This window comes from Acinetobacter endophylla, from assembly GCF_053543775.1.
In genome coordinates this window covers 1-8,380 of the sequence record NZ_JBLVOM010000119.1, presented here as the reverse complement: position 1 = coordinate 8,380, position 8,380 = coordinate 1, and the positions used below count along the sequence as shown (strand labels likewise).

Here is an 8,380-nt window from a genome sequence, read left to right as displayed (position 1 = left end):
TGTTAGCGGCAGTGTAAAAATGACCCCCTAATGGCATTTAAAAACTGACCCCCTTGGTTAATATAGCGGTCATTTTGGACTGCTCAACATGTTAACTTTGGAGCAAGCAGTGACAATCCAAATACTTCATCAGCAAGGTAAATCTATTAAAGCTATTACTCGTGAACTGGGGGTGTCCAGAAATACCGTACGTAAATATTTACGGCAAAACACCACACCTCAGTATCAGCGTATACAGCCTAGAATAAGTATCCTTGACCCATATAAACCCTATTTACTCCAACGTGTAAACGCAGCTCATCCTGAATGGATTCCTGCTGTTGTGCTCTACCAGGAAATTTTAGGGTTGGGATATCCAGGAAAGATCAGGATCTTGAGGGAATATCTTGCAACATTAAAACCAGTTGCTAAACCGGAACCGATCATTCGTTTTGAAACCCAACCTGGCCAACAAATGCAGGTGGATTTCACCACGATTCGACGCAACAACACGACTTTGAAAGCGTTTGTCGCAACATTAGGGTATTCCAGAGCGACTTTCGTGAAATTTTATGATCATGAACGTACCGATGCATGGATCGATGGTCTAGAAAATGCATTTCAGTTTTTTGCAGGAGTACCTCAAGAAATCCTGTTTGATAACGCTAAAACGATCATGATTGAACGGGATGCCTATCAGGAGGGGCAGCATAAATGGAACCCCAAACTGCTCGACTGCGCCAAGAAATACAGCTTTCGTCCTCGCGTATGTAAGCCCTACCGTGCACAGACCAAAGGCAAAGTTGAACGCTTTAATGGATACCTCAAATCAAGCTTTATTGTGCCATTGAAAGCAAGCCTGAAGACTTCGGGTTTACTGTTAGATGTTGATGTCGCCAATGCCCACATTGGCCGGTGGCTGCATGAAACCGCCAATCAGCGGTTTCATGCCACCACGCAAGAAAAACCGGCTGTTCGACTGCAACAAGAGCAGCAAAAATTTACGCCATTACCGCAATCAGATACAGGTTCCAGCACTGTACCTGTTGCAGCAGCACAGCATGTCATGCCCTACGAGAGTTTGCAGCATCCCTTATCGGTATATGACCAGTTGCTGGGAGTTTCCTGATGAATCTGCAATACGACCGTATAGAGCAGCTTTGCCAAAAGCTCAATCTGCCTGCCATCGCATCACAATGGTCACATCATGCACAACAAACATTAGGTCAGGATGGAAGTTATGCCGACTTTGTTGAAGCGATCTTGACGCATGAATATGCTGCCAGGCAACAGCGCAGTCAGCAGGTACTGATGAAACTCTCAGGCCTGCCTCAAGTCAAAACCCTGGAAGACTATGATTTTAATTATGCCCTAGGGGCCCCTAAATCACAGGTGATTGAACTGTTCAATCTGAGCTTTATTGCTAGAGCAGAAAATGTGGTGTTTCTGGGGGCTAGCGGAGTAGGAAAAACGCACTTATCTATGGCATTAGGCTATAAGGCCATCATGAACAACATTAAGATCAAGTTCATTACCGCAGCGGATTTAATGCTGCAACTGAGTACAGCCTATCAGCAAGGTAAATTGAAAACCTATATGCAGCGTGCGGTACTGGGACCAAAGTTACTGATTATCGATGAAATTGGTTATTTACCATTTGGACGTGAAGAAGCGAATCTGTTCTTTAACGTGATTGCCAAGCGTTATGAAAAAGGCAGTACGATATTGACGAGTAACTTACCCTTTAGCCAATGGTCTAAGTCATTTGCGGATGATGTCACGTTGACCGCTGCGATGTTAGATCGGCTATTACATCACTGTCATGTGGTACAGATATCGGGTGAGAGTTATCGTTTGAAGGATAAAAAAAGAATTGGGATTCAGCCGCAGGTTGAAACTTAATACGAGATCAAAGGGGTCAATTTTACTTTGCCATTTGTAAGGTAAAAGGGGTCAATTTTAGAATGCCGTTGACATAAGTAATAAAGATTCATTTATAACTAATATCAACAATATGCTAGAGCGTGAAAATAGTGCTTACCGAATTATAAATGACGAAATCATTCCAATAACTTCCGAACAAGAAATTCAATCCATCGAAACTGCTTTAGAAAATACAAATCAATATTTAGGTGTTCAACAACATTTAAATCAAGCTTTAAAACTGATGTCAGATCGTCAAAAGCCTGACTATCGAAATTCGATTAAAGAATCTGTTTCGGCATTAGAAGGTATGTGTCAAAAAATATTAAAGAAGGACAAAGTAACTTTAGGTGATGCAATTGGTCAAATTGAAAAACAATATCCAATAAATCCTGCATTAAAAGCCAGTATTAAATCTTTATATGGTTATACATCCGATGCAGATGGTATTCGCCATGCAATGTTAGACGAATCAAATCTTTCTTATATCGATGCAAAATTTATGCTTGTTGCCTGCACAAATTTTATTAACTATCTGATCGACAAAACCAGAGATCATCCAAATTAGATCACATGACTGGCGACATGGATGTCGCCCGTTCGACTGTGCTAAAGGGACTTAGCATCAGTCGAACAAATGCATTTTGCTACTTTTGTGAAGTTCAAAAGTAGAGAAAACAGTCTTTTGAACTAAACCTCTGCCACCGCATTACGTCCTTTGGCCTTTGCTGCAAACAAAGCATCATCTGCATTTGACAATAAAGCCATCCAGGACACGGCACCAATGGCAACCCCAATACTGACCGAAATCTGAATCTCGTCTCCTGCTGCAGTCACAATATGACGCTCAGCCACTTCAGCCCGAATGTTATCGGCCACAATCAATGCCTGCTGCATCTGGATATTTTCAATCAGCACCAGAAATTCATCGCCCCCATAACGTACCAGCAAATCTGTAGCACGGACATTGGCCTTTAAACGCTCGGCCACCAGCTGAATCACCTGATCGCCAATAATATGCCCATATTGATCATTCACCTGTTTAAAATGATCAATATCAATAATCATCAAACAGGTTTGGCTCAATTGACCCGGCTGATTTTCCATAAAACGAATATATTCTTCTAGCGCGAAACGGTTGGATAATCCGGTCAAAGAATCGGAATGGGCAATATTCTTTAAACGGAACTCTAGCGCATCACGTTCTTGCAACATCTGTTGCAATTTCTGAATGGCAGCGAATAAAGAATCAGAATGATTCACTTCACGCAGCCGCATATCAATTTTCTGACGACCCGAGTTTTTAGACAAACTCAACAACATGCGGCGTGCCTGAATTAGCGGCAGAAAAACCTGTTTACGTGCAAAAATCATGGTTGAAATCGCGGTCAGCAATGAAATCAGCGATACCAACACGCTCCAGATCAAACGCTGCATATTGCTGTTCATCTCTTGAATAGCGGCATCTCTGCTATATTGCAGCAGGTAAGTTTGCAGGTCTACCACAGTCGCAAATTTATCTACGATCGCTTCAGTCAGCTCTGTTCCGCTCAAACGGTAGTCACGTTGCTCCAGACTGTCACTGATCAGCTCACTCACAATCGGTAAGCCTTGCTGAATAAACTCGGTTTCTACCCGCCGATGTAAACGGATGAATTCCTCAGTCTTATCTTTAACAGGTTGAATGGTATCAATCAAGGCCCACAAATAACGCACCTGATGTTGGGTCTGTAAAGAGCGGGTAATATTTTCAGTGGGAAGCGGAGCTTCAAAAGTCACATGCGCCATGATAGACGAGGCCACACGACCGGCCTGATCACGTAAATCAGATAAAAATAGAATCTGGCTAATATAGTTATTCAGAGGGGTCGATGAGCTATCTGAAGCTACTGCCACGTCACGTAAAAGTTCGCGGCAACTTTCCCAGGCAGCAAACATGGCCAAAATCGCCTGATCAAGTTCTTGCGCACTACGTTGCTGACGTGGCATCCGGGTATAGGCATCAACCTGTGCACGCCCTTTTTTCAAACTATTTTCAAGCTGTGAAAGTTGCTGATTCAGGTTGTTAAAACCGACCTCCGTCAAGACATCAGCCGTGTGAGCTAACTGCCGATCAACCTGCTGTCGATAGCTGACTAACTCTTGTTGATGCTGGGAAAATTCCTGCACCGAACTGGACATGGCTTTATTGGCAGGCGCACGCTCACGCGAAATTTTATTTGCCAGATCAGCGACCTGCTGCAAGGCATTCAATTGTTGATAGGTTTGTCTGGATTTTAAATAACTTTGACTACTACTCACAATTAAGGGAATACAGATGCAAAGCAAACATAAAATAATAATCGACATCGACCAGTACAAACGTTTACTGATCCACTCAGAGCGTAAGGTATTCATGCTGTTGTATTACGCCCCAATATGACAAGCAAAGCTAAATAGATTGATTATTATACAAATAAAACAGGATGGTCTTAAAGCCTTTAGTCTTACTTCACTTATGTTTTTAATGAATTTTTATCATCTATTATTTTCAGATACTTAAGTTAGTTCATTTGAAACTTTAATGCAGGGTTTCATAACCACAATTCCCTATAAAGTCTTACAAAAGCAAGGGAATTTAAGCAGCTAAAAAATATAAAAACTTGCTTTCTGCACTATTTACACCTGCAACAAATAGGTGCATAATGCACCGCATTAGGGCGAGTTAAATTATTCCTCAGCAGATATTTTAGTTTACCCGCAAATTTTGGCGAAAAAAGCCCGATTTTCTATGAAAATCGGGCTTTTTTTTAGCTATTGAATTTTAGACCTCTATTTTTACTTTTCAATATGCACTATTTTGGTGCTTAAAATTATTCTAATATTTATTTTTCTCATCTTGTTTTGAGTTGAAGGTTTTTTCAGAAACAGAATGATCTGAATTAAAAAATGCGGGACAAAAAAAAGCCCAACCTTGGGGAAAGCTGGGCGATAAAACAAAAAATTGTGGAGAATCAGGCTAAATCACTATGAAAATGTGAACTCTAACTTGATTTTCATATTATGTAAAATTCCCCTGAAAATGTAAAGCCGATTGCTTCAGTCAAGATTATAAAACATGCCCATTTAGCTCAAAAAACAGACATCTACTCTAAGACCCAAGCTGATGATGCTTTAAAATCAAGCAATCCAATCAAGACATGAGGCGCCAGACACCTTGCACTTCTTGACACATTTATGAATTAGCTCACCTATTATTAATTGTTTTAATAGATAAATATATTACAATTAATCGTATTAATTGATTAAAATAACAACATAATTTCTCCTTAATCTTTAGTCCCGATTCTATATTTAAAGTCTAGATTTTTGTTATACAAGAGTTTTTATATAAAATAGCTTCGGAGCCTAATACTTGAATTTTACACAAAATTAATACAATGATTTAGCTTAAAAAAATAGCGATTTCGAATTGGATTGACTTAATAAATTGTTACAATACAATATGTTCAAAAGTTGTACACATCTTGTAACAAAACGGTAAATATCATGAAAAAACTCGGTTTAGCCACTGCTTTATTATTAGCCATGACCGGTGCTCAAGCATATCAATTTGAAGTTCAAGGTCAATCAGAGTTCATCGACAACACTGCAAATGAACAAGACTTCACTGGTGCAGTTCAAGGTACTTACTACTTCAACAATGTTGATGCTTCTAAAGGTCCTTTAGCTGAAGCTGCTTTTTTAAACCAAGCATCTAATGTTTCTGCTTCTTATACATACGGCGAAGACGGACAAGAATTTGGTGACCGCACTGTGCACCATACTTTCGGTGTAAAAGGTGAAGCTTACATCCCAACTAAAGTTGTTCCTGCTTATGCAAGCGCTTCTTATAGCCATACCATCACTGATAACAAAGCTGGTAACCCAACAGATGATAATGGCGACCGTTATGCATTAGAACTGGGTGCTCTAGTTGCTCCTAACTTCCTGGTAGCTGTAGGTTACACAAGCGTTGCAGACCAAACTTCCTATGACGCTTTCAACATGTTCAACAACGGTGTTGCTAAAGCTGCTCTTGAATCAGAAACCATTGCTGATAAGAAAGATGCAATCACTGCCCGCACTAAATATGTAGGCGCGATTGACGGCACTAACATGTCAATTGGTTTTGAAAGTGGGCTAGTTTATGGCGAAGATACTGCCTACAACTTAGGTACAACTCTTTTCCTTAACCCACAGTTAAGCGTTGGTGTATCTTATATGGAATCTAGCTTTGCTGGTTCTCCAGACAAAGCTTGGGGCGCGAACGTAAACTACTTCATCACTCCTGCTGTTGCAGTTGGCGCATCTTATGTAAATGCAAATGCTGAAGGCCAAGCACTGGATACACAAACGATTGGTGTAAATGCCAAATTCCGTTTCTAATTTCTGATTAGATTCTGAATCAAAAAAGGACGCATATTGCGTCCTTTTTTATTGTTTTATGACTCTGTTTACTCAGGCGTACGTACCAGACTTAAGAAGTGCAAATGACGTTCATATTGATCAATGATATCCTGCAATAGATCTTCTTGCGTCCACTCCATCACATCATAACCCTGCCCACCTTCTCTTAAAAAGACTTCTGCCTGATAGGAATCTACGCCCGCATTCTCCAGTTCAGCCATAAAGCTTGGACTTAAAGTCTGAGTGGCATTGACCTGATAGATAAAATTAATTTCATCCTGATGATCAACACGGAGCTGTATACCGTCTTCTAGCGGGCTAATCGCTACATGTAATCGGCGCCGTTTCAATTCACTTTGAAAGCTGAGAAATGCCTTATTCACCGTATTGTGAATATACTGCTGCACCTCTTCCTGAGTATGCGGATAATGCATGATCAGGCCTAAGCGCTGTTGCCAGCTGCGTGGATTCTGGATCGCACGCGGGGTAATCCGTGCGGCTTGCAGTGCATGCATTTTGGTGACATCCAGATGTAGGGCTTTGATTAATCCCCAACACATCAGCAGCATAATAAATGTAAATGGCAAAGCGCTCATAATCGTGGCCGATTGCAAGGCCTCTAAGCCACCGGCCAGCAAAAGGATGATGGCTAATAAAGCCATGAGTACGGTCCAGAACAGACGCTGCCAAGTCGGTGAATTATCACTTTTCGCTGTCAGATAATCAGTCACCAATGCCCCTGAATCGGCAGAAGTCACAAAGAACAGCATGACCAGTAAAGTTGCAATGATGCTGGTCACTGAGCTGAAAGGCAGATTGTTCAGAAACTCAAATAGGGCCACTGATGAATCACGCTGAACTGCCTCTAATAAGCCAGTATTGGCTTCATGCATAATGCTGTACAGTGCGGCATTGCCCATAAAGCCCATCCAGATCAGGGTAAATCCAGTCGGAATCAGCAATACACCCACGATAAATTCACGAATACTGCGGCCTTCCGAGACCCGGGCAATAAACATCCCGACAAATGGCGACCAGGAAATCCACCAGGCCCAGTACATGATGGTCCAGCCCCCAATCCAGCCACTTGGCTGATAGGCATACAGATTAAAGGTCATACTGAACAGATTTGAAACATACTGGCCGGCATTCTGAATAGTCGTCTGTAACAGATAAATACTCGGACCTGCCACAAAGACAAAAATCAGCAACAGCAGTGCAAGTACCAAATTTAGGGCGTGTCATCAATTACCTTGAGGAAAACCACCTTGTCCCCATTATACTTTTATGACTAAACGCTATGCCTTAAGAGATGATCAATGGGAACAGATTAAAGATCTGTTACCTGGACGAATGGGTACTGTTGGAGTAACGGCCAAAGACAACCGACTATTTGTTGAAGCAGTATTGTATCGGTATCGTTCAGGTATCCCGTGGCGAGACTTACCAGAACGCTTTGGTGATTTTAGAGTCGTGCATACTCGTTTTAGCCGTTGGGCTAAAACAGGTGTGTGGCAGAGGGTCTTTGAAGTGCTGTCACATGACAGTGATAATGAATACGCCATGTTAGACTCCACCATTGTACGTGCTCATCAACACAGCGCTGGGAAAAAAAAATCAGGCGATTGGACGCAGTAAAGGTGGCTTAAGCACCAAAATTCATGCCCGTACTGATGCTTTAGGCAACCCAACAGGATTTTATCTCACTGATGGGCAGGCCCATGACTTAAACGGTTCAGATGTGTTGCTGGACTTATCGTTGAGCCAGACCTGGCTTATGGATAAAGCCTACAACTCCAGGGATCGGGTCATTGCTCCAATTTTAGCGGCGAAGGGTCAAATTGTGATGCCAGCGAAAAGTAATTCTATTGATCAGCGTGATTATGACCGACATCTCTACAAGGCAAGACATCTGATCGAGAACTTTTTTGCCAAGCTCAAGCAGTATCGTGCTATTGCCACACGCTATGATAAATTGGCTCAAAACTTCTTATCAGCGATCTACTTAGCATCAACAATCATCTCCATTAATTGATGACACGCCCTAGTT

4 protein-coding genes and 3 pseudogenes are annotated in these 8,380 nt (G+C 41.6%); 5 read left to right on the top strand and 2 right to left on the bottom strand.

What is annotated here, in order from left to right; translation table 11 throughout:
* The first annotated feature begins 88 nt into the window (after window positions 1–88).
* From istA to ACNPNW_RS05565, 3 genes and pseudogenes are all read left to right on the top strand, one after another.
* Complete coding sequence (istA, locus tag ACNPNW_RS05575) at window positions 89–1,108, top strand: IS21-like element ISAba8 family transposase (protein WP_448766467.1); 1,020 nt, start codon at window positions 89–91, stop codon at window positions 1,106–1,108.
* Window positions 1,108–1,881, top strand: coding sequence for an IS21-like element ISAba8 family helper ATPase IstB (gene istB, locus ACNPNW_RS05570; RefSeq protein ID WP_001053379.1), 774 nt, complete (start codon window positions 1,108–1,110; stop codon window positions 1,879–1,881). The genes istA and istB overlap by 1 nt, the downstream gene beginning before the upstream one ends.
* 73 nt (window positions 1,882–1,954) lie before the next feature.
* Window positions 1,955–2,470: pseudogene (locus tag ACNPNW_RS05565) on the top strand (AbiJ-NTD4 domain-containing protein); the annotation flags it as partial.
* Between the two features lie 122 nt (window positions 2,471–2,592).
* On the opposite strand, the gene ACNPNW_RS05560 reads toward ACNPNW_RS05565, so the two are convergent.
* The gene (locus ACNPNW_RS05560) at window positions 2,593–4,299 is read right to left on the bottom strand and encodes a GGDEF domain-containing protein (RefSeq protein WP_448766685.1); all 1,707 of its coding nucleotides are present in this window, start codon (window positions 4,297–4,299) and stop codon (window positions 2,593–2,595) included.
* A 1,131-nt stretch (window positions 4,300–5,430) separates the two neighbouring features.
* Between ACNPNW_RS05560 and omp33-36 the strand changes: the two genes are divergently transcribed.
* Window positions 5,431–6,309: a porin Omp33-36 gene (omp33-36, locus tag ACNPNW_RS05555; RefSeq protein WP_448766684.1), complete on the top strand. Its 879-nt coding sequence runs from the start codon at window positions 5,431–5,433 to the stop codon at window positions 6,307–6,309.
* Between the two features lie 68 nt (window positions 6,310–6,377).
* On the opposite strand, the pseudogene ACNPNW_RS05550 reads toward omp33-36, so the two are convergent.
* A pseudogene (locus ACNPNW_RS05550) lies at window positions 6,378–7,565 on the bottom strand (glycine betaine transporter); the annotation flags it as partial.
* A gap of 52 nt (window positions 7,566–7,617) precedes the next feature.
* Here ACNPNW_RS05550 and ACNPNW_RS05545 point away from each other — a divergent pair.
* Window positions 7,618–8,365: pseudogene (locus ACNPNW_RS05545) on the top strand (IS5 family transposase).
* The last annotated feature ends 15 nt before the right edge of the window (window positions 8,366–8,380 follow it).

What these genes read in the sequence shown, in the direction of transcription:
- omp33-36 (WP_448766684.1), top strand. Translation starts at nt 5,431, where the DNA reads ATGAAAAAACTCGGTTTAGCCACTGCTTTATTATTAGCCATGACCGGT.
- ACNPNW_RS05560 (WP_448766685.1), bottom strand. Translation starts at nt 4,299, where the DNA reads ATGAATACCTTACGCTCTGAGTGGATCAGTAAACGTTTGTACTGGTCG.
- istA (WP_448766467.1), top strand. Translation starts at nt 89, where the DNA reads ATGTTAACTTTGGAGCAAGCAGTGACAATCCAAATACTTCATCAGCAA.
- istB (WP_001053379.1), top strand. Translation starts at nt 1,108, where the DNA reads ATGAATCTGCAATACGACCGTATAGAGCAGCTTTGCCAAAAGCTCAAT.